Genomic DNA, 18,409 nt, shown 5'->3' on the forward strand with positions numbered 1-18,409 from the left:
GTTCGCAAGGTTCATAGTCAGACCGCTACCAGCACGACGGCGCCGATTACCAGCACGGCACCAGCAGCCATCGAGGCGGCATACCAACGCAGTTGACCGGTCTCGGTACGGCTCAGGGCGGTGTGACCGCCTTTGGCCATACGCGGGATCAGACCGATGGTCTGGTCGAGCGGGTCTTTGCGCAGAATGTGGCTGATCGCAAGGTATGGCTTGACGAACAGTTTGTCGTAGATCCAGTCGAAGCCCCAGGCAGCGAACCACCAGGCCGAAAGGATACGGCCGATGCCGCTGTTGGCGATGGCCGTGACGAAGCGGCGCTTGCCCAGGAACAGCAGCGCGGCCAGCAGGATACCGGACAGGGCGATGGCGCCCGAGGCGATTTCCAGGCTGTGCTTGGCTTCGCCGCCGGCATGGCCGACGCTTTGCGGCAGCACACCGTGCAGCGGCGGAACGATCATTGCGCCGACGAACGTCGACAACACGATCAGCACCGACAGCGGCAGCCAGTGAGCGATGCCGTGACCGGCATGGGCTTCGGTCTTCGCTTCACCGTGGAACGCGATGAAGATCAGGCGGAAGGTGTACAGCGAGGTCATGAAGGCACCGACCAGACCGGCATAAAGCAGGCCTTCGTTACCGCTGGCGAACGCTTCCCAGAGGATTTCATCCTTGGAGTAGAAGCCCGCGGTCACCAGAGGCAAGGCCGCCAGGGCCGCGCCGCCAACGATGAAGCTGGCGTAGGCCAGTGGCAGTTTCTTCCACAGGCCGCCCATCTTGAAGATGTTCTGCTCGTGGTGGCAGGCAACGATCACCGAACCGGATGCAAGGAACAGCAGCGCCTTGAAGAAGGCGTGGGTCATCAGGTGGAAGATCGCGCCATCCCACGCACCGACGCCCAAGGCCAGGAACATGTAGCCGATCTGGCTCATGGTCGAGTAGGCGAGGATACGTTTGATGTCGGTCTGAACCAGTGCGGCAAAACCTGCCAGCACCAGCGTCACGCCACCCACAACACCTACCAGGTGCAGGATGTCCGGCGCCAGGGCGAACAGGCCGTGGGTACGGGCAATCAGGTAGACACCGGCGGTTACCATGGTCGCGGCGTGGATCAGTGCCGAAACCGGAGTCGGGCCGGCCATCGCATCCGCCAGCCAGGTTTGCAGCGGCAGTTGCGCGGATTTACCGACCGCCCCGCCCAGCAGCATCAGGGTCGCCAGAACGATCCAGAAGTCGCCGGCCTTGAAGTGCTCAGGCGCCTTGACCAGCAGTTCCTGGATGTTCAGCGTGCCCAACTGTTGGAACAGGATGAACAGGCCGATGGCCATGAACACGTCGCCGACCCGGGTCACGATGAAGGCTTTGAGTGCCGCGTTACCGTTGTTGCGGTTGCTGTAGTAGAAACCGATCAACAGGTACGAGCACAGGCCCACGCCTTCCCAGCCGAAGTACACGAACAACAGGTTATCGGCCAGGACCAGGAACAGCATGCTGGCGATAAACAGGTTGGTGTAGGCGAAGAAGCGCGAGTAACCGGCTTCACCGCGCATGTACCAGGACGCGAACAGGTGGATCAGGAAGCCCACGCCCACCACCACGCCGAGCATGGTCACGGACAGACCATCCAGGTACAGGGTGAAGGTCGGCGTAAAGCCTTCCACCGCCATCCATTGCCACAGCACCTGGGTGTAATGACCACCCTCCGGTGGCGCGACGTTGAACTGCCAGATCACATAAGTGGCGACGATCGCCGACAGGCCAATGGAACCGACGCCGATCAGCGCCGAGAGGTTTTCCGAGAGGCGTCCCCGGGAGAACGCCAGCAGCACAAAACCGATCAGGGGGAACAGGAAAGTCAGATAGAGAAGGTTCATCCGCGCATCTCGCTGGCAGCGTCGATATCGAGAGTGTGGAAGCGGCGATACAGCTGCAACAGAATCGCCAGGCCAATACTGGCCTCGGCGGCTGCCAGGCTGATCACCAGAATGAACATGATCTGTCCATCCGGCTGCGCCCAGCGGCTACCGGCAACGATGAACGCCAACGCGGAGGCATTCATCATGACCTCCAGGCTCATCAGCACGAAGAGAATGTTGCGCCGGACCATCAGGCCGACCAGACCGAGGCAGAACAGGATGCCGGCGACCGCCAGACCATGCTCCAGAGGGATAGCAGGCATCGTCATTGCTCCTTGGCTTCGTTGCGGCCCAAGTGGAACGCCGTGACGGCTGCGGCGAGCAGCAGCATCGAGGCGAGTTCGACCACCAGCAGATAAGGACCGAACAGGCTGATGCCCACGGCCTTGGCGTCTACGGTGGTGTGGCCGATGGCCTGACCGCTGGTTTCGCCGAACAGCACATACAGCAGTTCAGCCAGCAGCAGGGCGCCGAGCGCGACCGGGCCCAGCCAGATACCGGGCTTGAGCCAGACGCGCTCTTGCTGAACCGAGGCCGGGCCCAGGTTCAGCATCATCACCACGAACACGAACAGCACCATGATGGCGCCGGCGTAGGCGATCACTTCCAGCACACCGGCGAACGGCGCGCCGAGGGCGAAGAACGTCATGGCCACGGCGATCAGCGAAATGATCAGGTAGAGCAGGGCGTGCACGGGGTTGGTGTTGGTGATCACGCGAAGCGTGGACACAACCGCGATACCCGATGCGAAATAGAAAGCGAATTCCATCGTTCTTCCTTAAGGCAGCAAGCTCTTCACGTTGATCGGCTCGGCTTCATTTTGCGCGGCGCCTTTCGGCTTACCGGCAATGGCCATACCTGCAACACGATAGAAGTTGTAATCAGGGTTTTTGCCGGGGCCGGAGATCAGCAGATCTTCTTTCTCGTAAACCAGGTCCTGACGTTTGAACTCGGCCATTTCGAAATCCGGTGTCAGCTGGATCGCGGTGGTCGGGCAGGCTTCCTCGCAGAGGCCACAGAAAATGCAGCGCGAGAAGTTGATACGGAAAAACTCCGGGTACCAGCGACCGTCGTCGGTTTCAGCTTTCTGCAGCGAGATGCAACCCACCGGGCACGCCACGGCGCACAGGTTGCAGGCTACACAACGCTCTTCGCCGTCGGGGTCGCGGGTCAGGACGATACGACCACGGAAACGCGGCGGCAGGTACACGGCTTCTTCCGGGTACTGCAGCGTGTCGCGCTTGCGGAAGGCATGGCCGAAGATCATCACCAGGCTGCGAAGCTGGGTGAAGAAGCCATGCACGATGTCAAAAATGTACTTCATGATTCTCTATCCTCACTGAGCCGCGACGGCGGGCGTGTTGAGCAACACGATCGCAGCGGTCACCAGCATGTTGACGAGGGTCAGCGGCAGGCAGAACTTCCAGCTGAAGTCCATCACTTGGTCATACCGTGGGCGCGGAATCGAGGCGCGCAGCAGGATGAAGAACATGATGAAGAACGCGGTTTTCAGTGCGAACCAGATGAACGGGATCTGCGGCAGCAGGCCGAACGGGCCGTGCCAGCCACCGAAGAACAGCGTGACCAGCAGCGCCGAAATCAACACGATACCGATGTACTCACCGACGAAGAACATGCCCCATTTCATGCCGGCGTATTCAATGTGGTAACCGTCGGCCAGTTCCTGTTCCGCTTCCGGCTGGTCGAACGGGTGACGGTGAGTCACGGCGACGCCAGCGATGAAGAAGGTCAGGAAACCGAAGATTTGCGGAATGATGAACCACATGTTCTGCGCTTGGTATTCAACGATGTCGCGCATGTTGAACGAGCCGACCTGGATCACGATGCCCATCAGCGACAGGCCCATGAACACTTCGTACGACACGGTTTGTGCCGAGGCCCGCAAGCTGCCCAGCAGGGCGAACTTGTTGTTACTCGACCAGCCGGCGAACAGCACCGCGTAGACCGACAGACCCGCCATGGCGAAGAAGAACAGGATGCCGATGTTGATATCCGCCACGCCCCAGGTCGGGGTGATCGGGATGATCGCGAAGGCAATCAGCAAGGCGCTCATGGCCACGACCGGCGCCAGGGTGAAGATCACTTTGTCGGCGAACGGCGGGGTCCAGTCTTCCTTGAAGAACATCTTGATCATGTCGGCCGCAATCTGGAACGCGCCGAACGGGCCGACGCGGTTCGGACCGTAACGGTCCTGCCAGAGGGCGAGCAGACGACGCTCGACCCAGCTCAGCAGCGCGCCGCAGACCACTACGGCGAGCAGAATCACGATGGCCTTGAGGACCGCGATGATTACGTCGATCACTTCAGGAGTGAACCAGGTCATAGCGCTGCCTCCTGCAGACCGTCAACGGATTTGCCAAAGATCGCGGGCGGAATACCGGCGATACCGGCCGGCAATGCGACCAGACCGGCGCCCAGTTCTTCGTTGATGCGCAGTGGCAGACGCAGGGTCTGGCCAGCCACGTTCAGGCTCAGCAGGGCACCGTCATTGACGCCCAGGCGATCGGCTTCGGACTTGGCCAGCGACACGTAGGCGGCTGGAATGCGTTCCTGCACCGGCGCGGCTTTGGCAGAGTTCTCTTCGCTGCCGAACAGGTGGAAGAACGGCACGACCTGCCAGGTGCCCGGCGCCGGGTTGAACGCGCGCGGAACACTGGCGAACCAGTTCAGCGAATCACCGGTGCTTTCGATCAGGCGCGTGCCCGGGTCGCCAGCGCGCAGGTGACCACCGACTTCGTCCTGGAACTTGTTCCAGGCTTGCGGCGAGTTCCAGCCCGGAGACCAGGCGAATGGCACTTGCTGACGCGGTTCGGCAGAGCCCGAGTAACCTTCCATGGAGAAGGCAAACGCGGTGTCCTTGTCCTGGGAGGTGCGCGGTTCGTGCACGCTGATGTCAGCGCGCATGGCGGTACGACCGGAGTAACGCAGCGGTTCGCGCGCCAGTTTCAGGCCTTTGATCCGGAACGCGGCGGACGGTGCGGCGTCGACGATACGCGCCAGTTGCGGCGTGCTTGCAGCAACGGCAGCCGTGACGTGGTCCAGTTGGGTCCAATCGATCGGCTGGTTCAGCAGGGTCGAGCGCAGGGCATGCAGCCAGCGCCAGCCTTCGTGGACCAGAATGCTCGCGTCGAGGTAAGTCGGGTCGAAGACCTGGAAGAAGCGCTGGGCGCGGCCTTCCTGGCTGACCAGCGTACCGTCGCCTTCAGCGAAGCTGGCCGCTGGCAGCACCAGGTGGGCGCGATCGCTGGTGGCAGTCTTCTGATGGTCCGCCACGATCACCACTTTCGCGGCGTTCAGGGCCGCATCGACCTTGGCTTTGTCGGTACGGGTGTACAGATCGTTTTCCAGCACCACGATGGCGTCGGCTTTGCCGTCGATCACCGCTTGCAGCGCTTCGTCGACCGAGTTGCCGCCAAGCATGGCCAGGCCGAGGCTGTTGGCCTCTGGCACGATCAGGCTGATGGAACCATTCTTCTCGCGCAGCTTCAGGGCTTTGGCGATGTTCGCCGCTGCTTCGATCAGCGCCTTGGAACCCAGCGAGGTACCGGCAATGATCAGTGGACGCTTGGCCGCGAGCAGGGCGTTGGCGATGCGCTGAGCCAGTTCGAGGGCTTCAGCATCCAGGCCTTCAACGGCCGGCGCGCTGGCGTCGAGGGCATGAGCCACGGCGAAACCGAGGCGGGCCAGGTCGTCTGGTGCGGCGTGAACGCATTCTTCAGCGATGTCGTCGAGCTTGGTTTCAGCCAGGCTGGCGATGAACAGCGGGTTCAGTTCGTGTTGGCCGATGTTTTTCACGGCGGCGTCGAGCCATGGCTGAACGCGCATCGCGTCGGCCATGTCTTCGGCCTTGCCCTTGACCGATTGACGCAGGGCCAGGGCCATGCGCGCAGCGGTTTGGGTCAGGTCTTCGCCGAGGACGAAAATTGCATCGTGGTCTTCGATGTCGCGCATGTTCGGGATTGGCAGCGGGCTGTTTTTCAACACCTGCACCACCAGACGAATGCGTTCCAGCTCCGAGGCTTCGATACCGGAGTAGAAGTGCTCGGCGCCGACCAGTTCAAGCAACGCGTAGTTGCTTTCCAGGCTGGCACGCGGCGAACCGATACCGACGATGTTGCGACCGCGCAGCAGGTCGGCGGCTTTGTCCAGTGCTTCGTCCAGGCTCAGTTTCGCGCCGTTGGCCAGCAGTGGCTGACGCGGGCGATCCTTGCGGTTGACGTAGCCATAGCCAAAACGGCCACGGTCGCACAGGAAGTATTGGTTTACCGAACCGTTGAAACGGTTTTCGATGCGACGCAGTTCGCCGTAACGTTCGCCCGGAGAGATGTTGCAACCGCTGGAGCAGCCATGGCAGATGCTCGGCGAGAACTGCATGTCCCACTTGCGGTTGTAGCGCTCGGAGTGAGTCTTGTCGGTGAACACACCGGTCGGGCAAACCTCGGTGAGGTTGCCGGAGAACTCGCTTTCCAGGGTGCCGTCTTCAACGCGACCGAAGTACACGTTGTCGTGGGCGCCAAATACGCCGAGGTCGGTGCCGCCGGCGTAGTCCTTATAGAAACGCACGCAGCGATAGCAGGCGATGCAGCGGTTCATTTCGTGGGAAATGAACGGGCCCAGTTGCTGGTTCTGGTGGGTACGCTTGGTGAAGCGATAACGGCGCTCGTTGTGGCCGGTCATCACGGTCATGTCTTGCAGGTGGCAGTGACCGCCTTCCTCACAGACCGGGCAGTCGTGGGGGTGGTTGGTCATCAGCCATTCGACGACGCTGGCGCGGAATACTTTCGCTTCTTCGTCGTCGATGGAGATCCAGCTGCCGTCGGTGGCGGGGGTCATGCAGGACATGACGATCCGACCACGCTTGTCATTCTCGTCGGTGTATTGCTTGACCGCGCACTGGCGGCAAGCGCCAACGCTGCCAAGGGCAGGGTGCCAGCAGAAATAAGGGATATCGAGGCCTAGCGACAGACATGCCTGTAACAGGTTGTCTGCCCCATCGACTTCGAGCTCTTTGCCGTCTACGTGGATAGTGGCCATGGTTCAAAGTTCTTCGTTGGCCCGGTGTCAGCGGGCGTGGCTAATGGAATCTTGTTATCCGTGTGAATCAATACAGCCGCTTGCGGCGTCATCACACGAGAAGGCGAAGGGCACGGACCCTTCGCCTTTTTTAAGCGTTTACGCGCCGACTACGATCGGCTTTGCCAGAGGCGGGACGACGGCGCGGGTAGGCGCGATGCCGGCTTCGAACTCTGGACGGAAGTATTTGATGGCGCTGCCCAACGGTTCCACGGCACCCGGTGCGTGAGCACAGAAGGTCTTGCCCGGGCCGAGGAAACCGACCAGACCCAGCAGGGTCTCGATGTCGCCGGCTTGCCCTTCTCCATTCTCGATCGCGCGCAGCAGCTTGACGCTCCACGGCAGACCGTCACGGCAAGGGGTGCAGAAACCGCACGACTCACGGGCGAAGAACTCTTCCATGTTGCGCAGCAGAGACACCATGTTGACGCTGTCGTCCACCGCCATGGCCAGGCCGGTACCCATACGGGTGCCCACTTTGGCGATGCCGCCGGCGTACATTTGTGCGTCCAGGTGTTCCGGCAACAGGAAGCCGGTACCGGCGCCGCCTGGCTGCCAGCACTTGAGCTTGTAACCGTCGCGCATGCCGCCGGCGTAGTCTTCGAACAGCTCGCGACCGGTGACGCCGAACGGCAACTCCCACAGCCCAGGGTTCTTGACCTTGCCGGAGAAGCCCATGAGCTTGGTGCCCATATCCTCACTGCCGACCCGGGCCAACGATTTGTACCAGTCCACGCCGTCGGCAATGATCGCCGGCACGTTGCACAGGGTTTCAACGTTGTTCACGCACGTCGGCTTGCCCCACACGCCCACGGCGGCAGGGAAGGGCGGCTTGGAGCGCGGGTTGGCGCGGCGACCTTCGAGGGAGTTGATCAGTGCGGTTTCTTCACCGCAGATGTAACGCCCGGCGCCGGTGTGGACGAACAGCTCGAAATCGAAGCCGCTGCCCAGGATGTTTTTACCCAGCAAGCCCGCTGCCTTGGCTTCTTCCACGGCACGGTTCAGGTGCCTGGCGGCGGTGGTGTATTCGCCACGCAGGAAGATGTAGCCACGGTAGGTTTTCAGTGCGCGGGCACTGATCAGCATGCCTTCGATCAGCAGATGGGGCAGTTGCTCCATCAGCATGCGGTCTTTCCAGGTGTTCGGCTCCATTTCATCCGCGTTGCACAGCAGGTAGCGGATGTTGATGGATTCATCCTTGGGCATCAGGCCCCACTTCACGCCCGTGGGGAAGCCTGCACCGCCGCGGCCCTTGAGGCCGGAGTCTTTCACGGTCTGGACGATGTCGTCCTGGGCCATGTCGGCGAAGGCCTTGCGCGCAGCGGCGTAACCGTTCTTGGCCTGGTACTCGTCGAGCCATACGGCTTCGCCGTCGTCACGCAGGCGCCAGGTGAGCGGGTGAGTCTCGGCCGTACGCTTGATGCGGTTGGCGGGACCGAAGGAAGTCAGGGTCATACGTAGCCCTCGAGCAATTTGGCAACACCGGCAGGCTGCACATCACCGAATGTGTCGTCGTCGATCATCAGTGCCGGCGCCTTGTCACAGTTGCCGAGGCAGCAGACCGGCAGCAGGGTGAAACGACCGTCGGCGGTGGTCTGACCCAGGCCGATGCCCAGCTTGCTCTGGATTTCGCTGACCACGGACTCGTGGCCGCCGATGTAGCAGACCATGCTGTCGCAGACGCGAATGATGTGACGGCCGACTGGCTGACGGAAGATCTGGCTATAGAAAGTAGCCACCCCTTCAACGTCGCTGGCCGGGATGCCGAGGATCTCGCCGATGGCGTAGAGCGCGCCGTCAGGCACCCAGCCACGTTCCTTCTGGACGATTTTCAGGGCTTCGATCGACGCCGCGCGCGGGTCTTCATAGTGATGCAGCTCATGCTCGATGGCCGAGCGCTCGGTTTCGCTGAGGGCGAAACGGTCTGTCAGGATAAGCGTGCTGTTCATGCTTAACGGTCCACGTCGGCCATAACGAAATCGATACTACCCAGGTACGCGATCAAGTCCGCGACCATGCTGCCTTTGATCACCGAAGGGATCTGCTGCAGGTGCGGGAAGCTTGGAGTACGAATCCGGGTGCGGTAGCTCATGGTGCCGCCATCGCTCGTCAGGTAATAACTGTTGATGCCCTTGGTCGCTTCGATCATCTGGAAGGATTCGTTGGCCGGCATGACCGGGCCCCACGAAACTTGCAGGAAGTGCGTGATCAGGGTCTCGATGTGCTGCAGCGTGCGCTCTTTGGGCGGCGGCGTGGTCAGCGGGTGATCCGCCTTGTACGGGCCTTCCGGCATGTTGCGCAGGCACTGGTCGATGATCCTGATGCTCTGGCGCATCTCCTCGACACGAACGATGCAACGGTCGTAGGCATCGCCATTGGCCGCCAGCGGGACTTCGAATTCGAAGTTCTCGTAGCCGGAGTAGGGGCGCGCTTTACGCAGGTCGAAGTCGCAACCGGTGGCACGCAGGCCGGCACCGGTGACGCCCCATTCCAGGGCTTGCTTGGTGTTGTAGTCGGCGACGCCGATGGTCCGGCCACGCAGGATGCTGTTGTCCAGTGCGGCTTTCTGGTATTCGTCCAGACGCTTTGGCATCCACTCGACGAAATCCTTGACCAGTTTTTCCCAGCCGCGCGGCAGGTCGTGGGCGACGCCACCGATGCGGTACCAGGCCGGGTGCAGGCGGAAACCGGTGATGGCTTCGATCACCGTGTACGCCTTCTGGCGGTCGGTGAAGGTGAAGAACACCGGGGTCATGGCGCCGACGTCCTGGATGTAAGTGCCCAGGAACAGCAGGTGGCTGGTGATCCGGAAGAACTCGGCCATCATGATGCGGATGACGTCGACCTTCTCGGGCACCTTGATGCCGGCCAGCTTCTCGACCGAGAGCACGTACGGCAGGTTGTTCATCACGCCGCCGAGGTAGTCGATACGGTCGGTGTATGGAATGAAGCTGTGCCAGGACTGGCGCTCGGCCATTTTCTCGGCACCACGGTGGTGGTAACCGACGTCCGGCACGCAGTCGACGATCTCTTCACCGTCCAGCTGCAGGATGATACGGAAGGCACCGTGGGCCGAAGGGTGGTTAGGGCCCAGGTTGAGGAACATGTAGTCCTCGTTCGGCCCGGAACGCTTCATGCCCCAGTCTTCAGGCTTGAAGCGCGCGGCTTCTTCCTCGAGCTGTTGCTTGGCCAGGGTCAGGCTGAATGGATCGAACTCGGTGGCACGGGCCGGGAAGTCCTTGCGCAGCGGGTGACCTTCCCAGGTCGGCGGCATCATGATGCGAGTCAGATGCGGGTGGCCGGCAAAGTGGATGCCGTACATGTCCCACACTTCACGCTCGTACCAGTTGGCGTTCGGCCAGATGCTGGTGACGGTCGGCAGGTTGAGGTCGCTCTCGGACAAGGCAACCTTGATCATTACGTCACTATTACGTTCGATCGACATCAAGTGATAGAACACAGTGAAGTCGACGCCGTTTGGCAGCCCTTGACGCTTGGTGCGCAGACGCTCGTCCACGCCGTGCAGGTCATAGAGCATGACGTACGGCTTGGGCAGGTTGCGCAGGAAGGTCATCACTTCGACGAGTTTGGCGCGGGCAACCCAAAGCACCGGCATGCCGGTGCGGGTCGGCTGGGCGGTGAACGCCTCTGGGCCAAAACGGTTGTTCAGTTCGACGACCACATCCTGGTCGTCTGCCTTATAAGGCGGGATGTACAGAGCACTGCCTGTAGTCATGGTTATTTATCGCTTTCGGTCAACGTAAAGAATGAAGCCAGTTTCTCGTTCTATAGAAGAAGCAGATCTGGATCAGACTTCGTCGGGGCTGCGCAGGTTGGTTACCTGAATACGCTGTTCGCGGCGCTGTTCCTTTTGCGAAGGCATCTCGGCGCGGTAAACGCCTTGATCGCCAACGACCCAGGAAAGTGGGCGACGCTCCTGGCCAATCGACTCCTGCAACAGCATCAAGCCTTGCAGAAAAGCTTCAGGGCGGGGCGGGCAGCCAGGCACGTAGACGTCCACGGGCAGGAACTTGTCCACCCCTTGAACGACGGAGTAGATGTCGTACATGCCACCGGAGTTGGCGCACGAACCCATGGATATTACCCATTTAGGCTCGAGCATTTGCTCGTAGAGACGCTGAATGATCGGCGCCATCTTGATGAAGCAGGTACCGGCGATAACCATGAAATCCGCCTGACGCGGCGATGCCCGGATCACCTCGGCGCCAAAGCGCGCGATGTCGTGGGGCGCCGTGAAGGCGGTGGTCATTTCCACGTAGCAGCACGAAAGACCGAAGTTATACGGCCACAGGGAGTTCTTGCGCCCCCAGTTGATCGTGCCGTTGAGCACGTCTTCGAGCTTGCCCATGAAAATGTTTTTGTGGACTTGATCTTCTAACGGATCGGAAACGGTTTCCCGTTGGCCAATCGGATACTGCTCGTTAGGAGCATCGGGGTCGATCCTGGTGAGATTGTATTGCATTGCCAAAGCCTCATTGTTTCAGCTTCGCTTGCCGCTTAAGACGAGCTGCCGGAGCCCAGTCAAGGGCGCCCACTCGAAATAGGTAGACAAGACCTGCCAACAGAATTGCTATGAAAACGAGAGCTTCGACGAATCCGGTCCAGCCGCTTTCGCGGACGGACACAGACCAGGCAAAGAGAAAGAGGGCTTCGATATCGAAGATCACGAAGAGCATCGCGACCAGATAGAATTTGGCTGAGAGCCGCAAGCGGGCGCCACCTGTAGGTAGCATGCCGGACTCGAACGGTTCGTTTTTGCTGCGGCCCCAGGCTTTTGACCCGAGGAGGCTGGAGACGCCGAGCATGAAGGCGCAAAGGCCGCCGACACCCAGAAGGAAAATGGCAAAGCCCCAGTTGTGGGCCATGAGTCCGGTCGCTTCGGGCATGCTGGTAATCCTTAACAGAGAGCAAAGGTCTCTGAGCTTGAAAAGAAACAAAGCAGTGACGATATGTCGCAGCAATCAATCCCGCTGATTTTATGGCTAAACACCGTGCAAGTAAAATTCCTGTAGCGAAATTATTTATTGGAATAAGGACATGGCGCACCTCCAAAGCCCTGTAGCCCATGCGGTTCGGGCATTAGCGGGGGTTTTGTCAAATATGTTTTGTAGGGAATGTAACGAACATAGTTGTCGCTAAATGATAATCAATGTTATTTGATATGGTTTTTAAACTGTTTAGCGGGTCACGCTCCGGGAAGTTGTCTTATATGCGCGTTACTGCAAGTAGCATGCGCGGTCGTTTTACCCTTTTTTCCAGATCGTGATACCGCTCTGGATCAATGTTTTTGCCAGCATTTTGTGGGTTGGCTCATTTCCTGTGGTCGCTGGCGTCATGGACGCGCAGGCAAAAAAACGCCCCGAACCAGTCGGGGCGTCAGATGAGCGGCTTTGCGGTTAGCTTTTTATTCGGTCCGCAAGGGCCGTTTGTTTAAGCGAAGCAGATCAGTGGAACTGTTCTTCTTCGGTGGAGCCGGTCAGTGCGGTCACCGAAGACGTGCCGCCCTGGATCACGGTGGTCATGTCGTCGAAGTAACCGGTGCCCACTTCCTGCTGGTGAGCCACGAAGGTGTAACCCTTGGCGGCGTCAGCGAACTCTTGTTCTTGCAGCTTCACGTAGGCGGTCATGTCGTTGCGGGCGTAGTCGTGCGCCAGGTTGAACATGCTGTGCCACATGTTGTGAATGCCGGCCAGGGTGATGAACTGGTGCTTGTAGCCCATGGCGGACAGTTCGCGCTGGAACTTGGCGATGGTCGCGTCGTCCAGGTTTTTCTTCCAGTTGAAGGAAGGCGAGCAGTTGTACGACAGCAGTTGGTCCGGGTATTCCTTTTTGATCGCTTCGGCGAAACGACGGGCTTCGTCCAGATCCGGCTTGGCGGTTTCACACCAGATCAGGTCGGCGTATGGCGCGTAAGCCAGGCCGCGAGCGATCGCCTGGTCGAGACCGGCGCGAACCTTGTAGAAGCCTTCCTGGGTACGGGTGCCGGTCACGAATGGCTGGTCGTACGGGTCGCAGTCGGACGTCAGCAGGTCAGCAGCGTTGGCGTCGGTACGGGCCAGAATAATGGTTGGCACACCGGCAACGTCGGCTGCCAGACGAGCAGCGGTCAGCTTCTGCACGGCTTCCTGAGTCGGAACCAATACCTTGCCGCCCATGTGGCCGCATTTTTTCACGGAAGCCAGTTGGTCTTCGAAGTGAACGCCGGCGGCGCCTGCTTCGATCATGCTCTTCATCAGCTCGTAAGCGTTCAGTACACCGCCGAAACCGGCTTCAGCGTCCGCCACGATCGGTGCGAAGTAGTCGATGTAGCCTTCGTCGCCCGGGTTCTTGCCGGCTTTCCACTGGATCTGGTCAGCACGACGGAACGAGTTGTTGATGCGCTTGACCACGGTTGGAACCGAATCCACCGGGTACAGCGACTGGTCCGGGTACATCGATTCGGCGGAGTTGTTGTCCGCCGCCACTTGCCAGCCCGACAGGTAGATCGCCTGGATGCCGGCCTTGACTTGTTGCACAGCCTGGCCGCCGGTCAGGGCGCCCATGCAGTTGACGAAATCTTTCTCAGGACGGAAGGACGGCTTGGCACCCTGGGTGACCAGGTTCCAGAGCTTCTCGGCGCCCATTTTTGCAAAGGTGTGCTCAGGTTGAACCGAGCCACGCAGACGGACGACGTCAGCAGCGGAGTAATTGCGCTTCACGCCTTTCCAGCGCGGGTTTTCAGCCCAGTCTTTTTCGAGGGCTGCAATTTGCTGTTCGCGTGTCAGTGCCATGGAGATAAACCTCGTCGCGTCTTTGATGAAAAGTCGTTCTTGGTGAAAGTTCCTGCTCCTGCCAGATACACAATTAAAGGGCGCGTAAAAGGCTGCTCGCTGACCAGAAGCTTAGGCGGTCAAGTCGGGTTCGGCGGGGATGGCGACGGGATGAACGATGGGCTCGAGGGGGAAGTGAGCAGGTAAGGGCGAACTGGCGAGCGCATTCGGGCGTCGTGGGCCTTGGTGCGAACTTCAGTGTGGAGCCGGGTTACCTATTTACGCTTCCGTCCCTCGGGACAACTTCGTTCCAGTCGGCAACCTCGTCAAACACACCTTGTGGGCGGTACAGACACGAATCGGCTCGCGGGGTAGGGTGCGAACAGCGACTCGAAAGCCCTTGCCAGGGCCTCTGATTAGCGGGAGCGAGGCCATCATGCCTTTGCTTTTTTGGCTCGTCAAACGTTTTGTAGTGCTTTTTTTCAAGCACTACATCTTTGGTCTAATACGACTAATCAGTCAGTTTTTGGTGCTTTAGTCCAACGTATCGACTTTCACCCGCAACGTCATGTCATCCCGGCCCTGAGTCGAGTAGCTGCGGGTCAGGCCCTGTTTGTCGGCCTGAGTCTGGCGGTTCATGCCGGCCAGGGTGATCCATTCGCCCAGTCGACCGCTGACGGTTGTGTCGGTACTTTGCACGTTCACTACATCGGGGCGTTCCTGGCTCATCCGGTCACGGTTGGTACTGATTGCCAGATGAACGATGTCGCCGGTGACGCTGGCGGTGACGTAGAAACCCTGGGTGACGTTGCGGTATTCGGTCTGGCTGCGCAGGTCGCCATAGCCGTCGGTCTGGGTGCTGGTGAGCGGCACGCTCTGTCCGACCTGGATCAGCGCCGGTGCGCCTTCGCTGGCCTGAACCTGCTGGATGCCGCCATCACGGCTGTCGGTGCTGCGATTGATGATGCGGGTCTGATTCGGTGCGGCGCCATTCACCGAGTAGCCCTGATCGCCCTGGAAGTTGTTTTCGTTGGTGTCGACGGTGATCAGCAGGCGCTTGGGCGCGGTGTCCAGTTGCGCGAGGAGGGCTTTGAGTTCGCCGATCTTGCCGGGCTCGGCATTGACGATCAGTTGGTTGCCGTAGGCGCTGACCTTGCCGTCCTTGCCGATGAAATTCTGCGCCACCGGCAGCAGGTCGGCGCTGGTGCGGTAATTCAGGGGCACGATCTCGGTGGCGGCCATGACCGAAAAACTGCAGGTCAGCAGCAGCGTGGTGAGCAGGGTGCGTAGGGACATGTCCGTTTCTCCGCAAATCAAAGGTTTGATATTGCCAGTTTGTCGGCCCGGCGTGGCGCGAGTTGAATCACAGACAGCAAAACGCCCCGGCATCCGAGGATGGCGGGGCGTGATCGTTCCCTCGCGCAGCAAAGGAATGCAGCCTGTGACGCTCCGCGTCACTGCCGCGAAGGGACGTGGAGCGTCCCGAGAGGCATTCCCACGCAGAGCGTGGGAACGATCAGTTACGAGGTATCAAGCCGAGTGACGCACCATGTCTACATGCGGAATCCCGGCTTCCAGGAATTCCTCACTGACCATGCTGAAACCCAAGCGCTCATAGAACGCCGTGGCTTGCACTTGCGCGCTCAGCATCTGCTGCTTCAGCCCGCGCTTCTCGGCTTCACCGATCACCGCTTGCATCAGCGCATCGCCAACCTTCATGCCGCGCCAGTCTTTGAGCACCGACACCCGGCCGATGTGGCCATCGGGCAACAGGCGGGCGGTGCCGATCGGAAAGTCGCCTTCGAAGGCCAGGAAATGCACCGCCGTGGCGTCATCGGCATCCCATTCCAGTTCAGGTGGAACGGATTGCTCGGCGACGAATACCGCTTCACGAATGCGCCGGATCTCGGCGTTGTCCTTCTGCCAGTCTGCGACACGTACGTGAATTTTATTCATCGGCAAACCCCAGGCTGCCTTGCTTGACCAGTTCGCACAGCAGGCCGCAGCCGTCTTCGTCGCTCAGCCATGGGCCGAGGTTGTCGACATGCAGGGCATCGGCGGCGCAGATCATTTTCAGCAGCTCGCGCAGCTTGCCCGGCAGGTAACGGCTCTGGCCGCTGGCGAACAGCAGCAGATCGTCGTCGACTTCCGACCAGGCCAGGCGCGCGCTCGGGTTGCGGATCAGCACGGCGCCTTCTTCGAGTGCGCTGAGCAGGTCTTGCTCTTCGACTTCTTCCGGGCCGACCACCAGTTCCGGGTAGCGTGGCTCGGTCATGAACTGGCCGAACCAGGTCAGCAGCAAGCGCTCGTCGCTCATGTGCTCAGCCAGCAAGCTTTTCAGGCGATCGAGGGCATCGTGCTGGATCTGATGAGGATCGACCGCCGGCAGGGCGTCGGCGTCCGTGTAACGCTCTTCGTCCGACAGGAACTGGCTGAGGAAATCGGTGAAGTGGGTCAGCACTTCAGCGGCGCTCGGTGCGCGGAAACCGACCGAGTAGGTCATGCAATCATCGACAGCTACACCGCTGTGCGCCAGGCGCGGCGGCAGGTAGAGCATGTCGCCCGGTTCCAGCACCCACTCATCGGTGGCTTCGAAATCGGCGAGGATGCGCAAGTCGGCATGTTGCAGCAGCGGACTCTCGGAATCGCACATCTGGCCGATTTTCCAGTTGCGCTTGCCGTGGCCCTGCAACAGGAACACGTCGTAGTTATCGAAGTGCGGACCCACGCTGCCACCCGGAGCGGCGAAGCTGATCATCACGTCGTCGACGCGCCAGCTCGGCAGGAAGCGGAAGTTTTCCAGCAGCTCGGCAACTTCCGGCACGAACTGGTCGACCGCTTGCACCAGCAGGGTCCATTCACGTTCCGGCAGTTTGCTGAATTCGTCTTCGGCGAACGGGCCGCGGCGCAATTCCCAAGGGCGCTCGCCGTGCTCGATCACCAGGCGCGATTCGACTTCTTCTTCCAGCGCCAGGCCGGCCAGTTCGTCGGCGTCGATCGGGCTTTCGAAATCAGGAATCGCCTGACGGATCAGCAGCGGTTTTTTCTGCCAGTAGTCGCGCAGGAATTCCCGTGCCGTGATGCCGCCCAGAAGTTGAAGAGGAGTATCAGGATTCATGTGTAACCTATTGAAAAAAAGCACTTTTCAGACGGGAATAAAAACGCCCGGCGCTGCCGGGCGTCTCAAACGGGTAGAGCGGTCGATCAGATACGTTTGGCTTGTGCTACAGCGTTGCCGATGTAGTTGGCCGGGGTGAGCAGTTTCAGCTCAGCCTTGGCGGCAGCTGGCATGTCCAGGCCGTCGATGAAAGTTTGCAGCGCTTGCGGGCTGATGCCCTTGCCGCGCGTCAGCTCTTTGAGCTTCTCGTACGGGTTTTCGATGTTGTAGCGACGCATCACGGTCTGGATCGGCTCGGCCAACACTTCCCAGCAAGCGTCCAGGTCGGCGGCGATCTTTTGCTCGTTGAGCTCCAGTTTGCTGATGCCTTTGAGGCTGGCTTCGTACGCGATCACGCTGTGGGCGAAGCCGACACCGAGGTTGCGCAGCACGGTGGAGTCGGTCAGGTCGCGCTGCCAGCGGGAGATTGGCAGTTTGCTCGCCAGGTGCTGGAACAGTGCGTTGGCGATGCCCAGGTTGCCTTCGGAGTTTTCGAAGTCGATCGGGTTGACCTTGTGCGGCATGGTCGACGAACCGATTTCGCCAGCGATGGTGCGCTGTTTGAAATAACCCAGGGAGATGTAGCCCCAGATATCGCGGTCGAAGTCGATCAGGATGGTGTTGAAGCGCGCGATCGCATCGAACAGCTCGGCGATGTAGTCGTGCGGTTCGATCTGCGTGGTGTACGGGTTGAAGCCCAGGCCCAGCTCGTCTTCGATGAAGGCGCGGGCGTTGGCTTCCCAGTCGATCTCAGGGTAGGCCGACAGGTGAGCGTTGTAGTTGCCGACAGCGCCGTTGATCTTGCCCAGCAGCGGAACGGCGGCGACTTGAGCGATTTGACGCTCCAGGCGGTAAACCACGTTCGCCAGCTCTTTGCCCAGGGTGGTCGGGGACGCCGGTTGACCGTGGGTGCGCGACAGCATCGGCACGTCTGCGAAACGGATGGCCAGTTCGCGGATGGCGTTGGCGGTCTGGCGCATCAGCGGCAGCATCACATCATCACGGCCTTCGCGCAGCATCAGGGCGTGGGACAGGTTGTTGATGTCCTCGCTGGTGCAGGCAAAGTGGATGAATTCGCTGACCTTGGCCAGTTCCGGCAGCTTGGCCGCCTGCTCTTTGAGCAGGTATTCGATGGCTTTGACGTCGTGGTTGGTGGTGCGCTCGATCTCTTTGACGCGCTCGGCGTGCTCAAGAGAGAAGTTTTCCGCCAGGGTGTTCAACACCGCGTTGGCTTCGGCGGAGAACGCCGGCACTTCACTGATGGCAGGGTGAGCGGCCAGGCGCTGGAGCCAGCGCACTTCAACCAGAACGCGAGCACGGATCAGGCCGTATTCGCTGAAAATCGGGCGCAGGGCCTGGGTTTTGCCGGCGTAGCGGCCGTCAACAGGGGAAACCGCAGTGAGCGAAGAGAGCTGCATGGGGTGTTCTCGGACAGTCGGGCAACGAAATGGGGCGCGTATCATACATGAAAAAAT

General features: G+C 60.4%; 16 protein-coding genes. All 16 read right to left on the reverse strand.

Translation table 11 applies throughout. The features are described from left to right. Positions 1 to 17 precede the first annotated feature (17 nt). The 16 genes from nuoL to purB all read right to left on the reverse strand — a co-directional run bounded on the left by nuoL (position 18) and on the right by purB (position 18,352). The gene (gene nuoL / locus HCU66_RS06710) at positions 18 to 1,871 is read right to left on the reverse strand and encodes an NADH-quinone oxidoreductase subunit L (RefSeq protein ID WP_205887740.1); all 1,854 of its coding nucleotides are present in this window, start codon (positions 1,869 to 1,871) and stop codon (positions 18 to 20) included. Further along, entirely contained in the window at positions 1,868 to 2,176 is a 309-nt protein-coding gene (gene nuoK / locus HCU66_RS06715) for an NADH-quinone oxidoreductase subunit NuoK (protein ID WP_007940879.1), read from the reverse strand. Before nuoK ends, nuoL begins: the two co-directional genes overlap by 4 nt. Before the next feature lie 2 nt (positions 2,177 to 2,178). Next, complete coding sequence (gene nuoJ / locus HCU66_RS06720) at positions 2,179 to 2,682, reverse strand: NADH-quinone oxidoreductase subunit J (protein WP_205887741.1); 504 nt, start codon at positions 2,680 to 2,682, stop codon at positions 2,179 to 2,181. Positions 2,683 to 2,691: 9 nt separating this feature from the next. Continuing rightward, positions 2,692 to 3,237 (reverse strand): NADH-quinone oxidoreductase subunit NuoI, encoded by a 546-nt coding sequence (nuoI, locus tag HCU66_RS06725; RefSeq protein WP_019648466.1) that lies wholly within the window; start codon positions 3,235 to 3,237, stop codon positions 2,692 to 2,694. Positions 3,238 to 3,249: 12 nt separating this feature from the next. Continuing rightward, on the reverse strand, positions 3,250 to 4,257 hold the full coding sequence (gene nuoH / locus HCU66_RS06730) for an NADH-quinone oxidoreductase subunit NuoH (protein ID WP_018925509.1): 1,008 nt from the start codon (positions 4,255 to 4,257) through the stop codon (positions 3,250 to 3,252). Then, positions 4,254 to 6,968, reverse strand: coding sequence for an NADH-quinone oxidoreductase subunit NuoG (gene nuoG / locus HCU66_RS06735; protein WP_205887742.1), 2,715 nt, complete (start codon positions 6,966 to 6,968; stop codon positions 4,254 to 4,256). Before nuoG ends, nuoH begins: the two co-directional genes overlap by 4 nt. A 138-nt stretch (positions 6,969 to 7,106) precedes the next feature. Then, positions 7,107 to 8,462, reverse strand: a complete 1,356-nt coding sequence (gene nuoF / locus HCU66_RS06740) for an NADH-quinone oxidoreductase subunit NuoF (RefSeq protein WP_205887743.1) — start codon at positions 8,460 to 8,462, stop codon at positions 7,107 to 7,109. Then, complete coding sequence (nuoE, locus tag HCU66_RS06745; protein WP_007905058.1) at positions 8,459 to 8,956, reverse strand: NADH-quinone oxidoreductase subunit NuoE; 498 nt, start codon at positions 8,954 to 8,956, stop codon at positions 8,459 to 8,461. The genes nuoF and nuoE overlap by 4 nt, the downstream gene beginning before the upstream one ends. Positions 8,957 to 8,958: 2 nt before the next feature. Continuing rightward, the gene (gene nuoC, locus HCU66_RS06750; protein WP_205887744.1) at positions 8,959 to 10,743 is read right to left on the reverse strand and encodes an NADH-quinone oxidoreductase subunit C/D; all 1,785 of its coding nucleotides are present in this window, start codon (positions 10,741 to 10,743) and stop codon (positions 8,959 to 8,961) included. A gap of 72 nt (positions 10,744 to 10,815) precedes the next feature. Then, on the reverse strand, positions 10,816 to 11,490 hold the full coding sequence (locus HCU66_RS06755; RefSeq protein ID WP_007940869.1) for a NuoB/complex I 20 kDa subunit family protein: 675 nt from the start codon (positions 11,488 to 11,490) through the stop codon (positions 10,816 to 10,818). Positions 11,491 to 11,500: 10 nt separating this feature from the next. Beyond that, positions 11,501 to 11,914 carry an NADH-quinone oxidoreductase subunit A gene (locus HCU66_RS06760; RefSeq protein WP_007940868.1) on the reverse strand — a complete coding sequence of 138 codons (414 nt, stop codon included), beginning with the start codon at positions 11,912 to 11,914 and terminating at the stop codon, positions 11,501 to 11,503. 558 nt (positions 11,915 to 12,472) lie between these two features. After that, positions 12,473 to 13,798 carry an isocitrate lyase gene (gene aceA / locus HCU66_RS06765; protein ID WP_018925513.1) on the reverse strand — a complete coding sequence of 442 codons (1,326 nt, stop codon included), beginning with the start codon at positions 13,796 to 13,798 and terminating at the stop codon, positions 12,473 to 12,475. A gap of 513 nt (positions 13,799 to 14,311) precedes the next feature. After that, the gene (locus HCU66_RS06770) at positions 14,312 to 15,073 is read right to left on the reverse strand and encodes a secretin N-terminal domain-containing protein (protein ID WP_205887745.1); all 762 of its coding nucleotides are present in this window, start codon (positions 15,071 to 15,073) and stop codon (positions 14,312 to 14,314) included. 234 nt (positions 15,074 to 15,307) lie between these two features. Further along, positions 15,308 to 15,733: a GNAT family N-acetyltransferase gene (locus HCU66_RS06775; protein ID WP_018925516.1), complete on the reverse strand. Its 426-nt coding sequence runs from the start codon at positions 15,731 to 15,733 to the stop codon at positions 15,308 to 15,310. After that, positions 15,726 to 16,895 carry a ribosomal protein uL16 3-hydroxylase gene (locus HCU66_RS06780; RefSeq protein WP_205887746.1) on the reverse strand — a complete coding sequence of 390 codons (1,170 nt, stop codon included), beginning with the start codon at positions 16,893 to 16,895 and terminating at the stop codon, positions 15,726 to 15,728. Before HCU66_RS06780 ends, HCU66_RS06775 begins: the two co-directional genes overlap by 8 nt. An 86-nt stretch (positions 16,896 to 16,981) precedes the next feature. Then, positions 16,982 to 18,352, reverse strand: coding sequence for an adenylosuccinate lyase (gene purB, locus HCU66_RS06785; RefSeq protein ID WP_110662578.1), 1,371 nt, complete (start codon positions 18,350 to 18,352; stop codon positions 16,982 to 16,984). Positions 18,353 to 18,409 lie beyond the last annotated feature (57 nt).

Source organism: Pseudomonas frederiksbergensis (assembly GCF_017114915.1).
GTDB classification, from domain to species: Bacteria; Pseudomonadota; Gammaproteobacteria; order Pseudomonadales; family Pseudomonadaceae; genus Aquipseudomonas; species Aquipseudomonas frederiksbergensis_I.